This window comes from Vibrio sp. 1F253, assembly GCF_041439295.1.
GTDB classification, from domain to species: Bacteria; Pseudomonadota; Gammaproteobacteria; order Enterobacterales; family Vibrionaceae; genus Vibrio; species Vibrio tasmaniensis_A.
The window spans coordinates 1-1,584 of sequence record NZ_JBGONU010000133.1 but is presented as its reverse complement, the minus strand read 5'-3'; the positions used below and the strand labels follow the sequence as shown (position 1 = coordinate 1,584).

General features: G+C 46.7%; 4 protein-coding genes. All 4 read left to right on the top strand.

What is annotated here, in order from left to right; translation table 11 throughout:
• A partial coding sequence (locus ACED28_RS23175; protein WP_371710852.1) for a hypothetical protein occupies positions 1–299 on the top strand: 299 nt, incomplete at its 5' end.
• Positions 296–628, top strand: coding sequence for a hypothetical protein (locus ACED28_RS23170; RefSeq protein ID WP_048615170.1), 333 nt, complete (start codon positions 296–298; stop codon positions 626–628). The genes ACED28_RS23175 and ACED28_RS23170, both read left to right, overlap by 4 nt.
• Positions 629–687: 59 nt before the next feature.
• Positions 688–1,116 carry a M15 family metallopeptidase gene (locus ACED28_RS23165; RefSeq protein WP_017100572.1) on the top strand — a complete coding sequence of 143 codons (429 nt, stop codon included), beginning with the start codon at positions 688–690 and terminating at the stop codon, positions 1,114–1,116.
• Positions 1,113–1,523, top strand: a complete 411-nt coding sequence (locus ACED28_RS23160) for a hypothetical protein (protein ID WP_017083721.1) — start codon at positions 1,113–1,115, stop codon at positions 1,521–1,523. The genes ACED28_RS23165 and ACED28_RS23160 overlap by 4 nt, the downstream gene beginning before the upstream one ends.
• The last annotated feature ends 61 nt before the right edge of the window (positions 1,524–1,584 follow it).

The window sequence follows — 1,584 nt, the reverse complement described above, 5'->3', positions numbered from 1 at the left end:
TTTCTCTGTCAGATGATGTAGAGCTACTGGAAGTACGAGTGGGTTGGTTGGATAGAGAAAATTCAAGGAACTTAGATCAAGTCGTCTTTTGGTCTCAATGCTTTGATGATCATGACGAGATGGTAGCTAATAGCCATAGGGCAATGGTAGTTCCCTTTGTGGCTGGCTTTTCAAGGCGATGTTATTTCATTCCTATTTTGACACCGAGCAACGCGAAAAAAATCATATTTACTTGCAATTATATTGATATTCAAGTGTGCATTGTGTCTCGAACGACCTTTAAGGAGTTAGAGCGATGATACAGGTCGATACGCAGGGGCGAATTGTCACGATCAACGCGCCTCAAGCGTCAACTCAATTAATCCGTTTAGATGTCCAACTGACGCAAGACGTCGCCGTTAATCCCGAACTCTACCGATGGACTGGTGAGGCTTTTGTCCTGTCACTAGAGGCTCAACAAAATAAAGAACAATCTGAAAGGCGCGCAAAGGCTAAACATTACCTTGATGCGACCGATTTTTACTTAGTACGCCAAGTAGAAAACGGTGCGGACGTCCCCCAAGAGGTTCTCTCCAAGCGTGAGACAGCCAGAGCCTTACTCGTGACCCAGTTACCGGATTTCGAATAATGACCATTAAAAAGTTGAGTGCGCTCGTTGTGCTCTTCACTTTACTAGGAGTGTATTTCATGAACAAAAAAACCGTCGATAAAGCACTCAGTCAGTTTGCGTTATCAGCAAGAAGCGAGTCTCGCATGATTGGGGTTCATGGCGATCTCAAACGCGTGGTTCGCAGGGCGATTGAGTTAACCCCGTTTGATTTTGGCATTACCTCGGGAAAGCGAACGGCCGAAGAGCAAAATGCGCTCTTCAAAAAAGGCGCTAGCCAACTCGATGGCTACAGTAAAAAAAGCCGGCACCAGTCAGGCCATGCGATTGATTTTGTGGTGTATGACGAAAACAGCAAAGTCACGTGGGGCTTTAGTTATTACGAACAAGTGAGTTGGGCGTTTAAACAAGCGGCAAAAGAGCTGAATGTGCCTATTGTCTGGGGTGGGGATTGGGTCAGCTTTAAAGATGGGCCTCATGTGGAACTCGATAAACGGGTTTACGCATGATAGGCGCCATCGCCAACCTCATCACTGGCGGCATTGATGCCTATAAGCAGCACGGCCTCAATAAAGCGAATGCCCTCAAGCGACAAGATGAGATCGAGCAAGAGCGTCACCAAGCTCAAGTGAAGCGTTTACAGTCTGGAGATGAACAGGCCGCCGATTTAGATAGGGTGAGCCTCAAAGATCGCGGCCTTAAAGATGAGTTCATTCTCTTGGTGGTGTTTGTTCCTCTGATCTTGTCGTTTATCCCAGACTATGCGGAGTATGTTCAAGAAGGGTTCAAAGCGTTGGAATTTGTGCCCGAGTACTATTGGTACATAGTGGGTGCGGTGGTCATCGACACGTTTGGGTTTCGCTCTATGGTGCGTTACTTACTGGAGTTCTTTTCATTTAAATTCAGGGGTAAGTAATGGAGTTACTCGTCTCACTGAACAGCATGGGCTTATCGCCGACCTGGATAGCGTTACTCGT

Bases quoted from the DNA above. Each gene is read 5' to 3' on its own strand.
- ACED28_RS23160 (WP_017083721.1), top strand. From the start codon at position 1,113: ATGATAGGCGCCATCGCCAACCTCATCACTGGCGGCATTGATGCCTAT.
- ACED28_RS23165 (WP_017100572.1), top strand. From the start codon at position 688: ATGAACAAAAAAACCGTCGATAAAGCACTCAGTCAGTTTGCGTTATCA.
- ACED28_RS23170 (WP_048615170.1), top strand. From the start codon at position 296: ATGATACAGGTCGATACGCAGGGGCGAATTGTCACGATCAACGCGCCT.